At 36.0% G+C, this 514-nt stretch carries 1 protein-coding gene; it reads right to left on the reverse strand.

Features of this window, described 5'->3' with window-relative positions:
* Window positions 1-283, reverse strand: a 283-nt coding sequence (locus tag V3W49_RS23140) for a hypothetical protein (RefSeq protein WP_500148336.1), incomplete at its 3' end; no start/stop codon positions are given.
* Window positions 284-514: the final 231 nt, after the last annotated feature.

The raw sequence follows: 514 nt of genomic DNA on the forward strand, positions 1-514 counted from the left end.
GATCAGAAAGCTTATCTGGTTTAGTAATTCCGTCCTCTGTAACAGTATATCTAAGATCACCATCATTTTTTATAAGTAATATTTCACTTTTCTGAGCAACCAGTTTTTCTGTTACGCCAAAGGAAATTTTTTTGAGTTGATGTTTTGTGTATTCTAATTCAATAACATCATCAGGGTTACTAGCAGAAAATGGAATTTCTGATTTTGTAATTAATGGTACAGCAATTAATAGTGCAAGAATTGCTGGAATTGCGCCTACGGCAATGATAATTGGTTTAACCATGATTAACCTTAATTAATTTCAAATCTCTTTAATTGCAAATAAATCTTGATAAAAATAACTTAAAATTCAACGATTTTTTCTCTTTGTTTGTGGGGTCGTAGCCTAGCCTGGTAGGGCGACAGTGCATAAGATCACCGCTAAGGGCTCCAGAGGTTAAACTAAGCTACTGATGAAAAGATGATGTGAGTTTGGAGCTGTAGTGACCCGTAGGTCGCCGGTTCGATTCCGGTC

This window comes from Rosenbergiella sp. YN46, assembly GCF_036620675.1.
Classification (GTDB): domain Bacteria; phylum Pseudomonadota; class Gammaproteobacteria; order Enterobacterales; family Enterobacteriaceae; genus Jejubacter.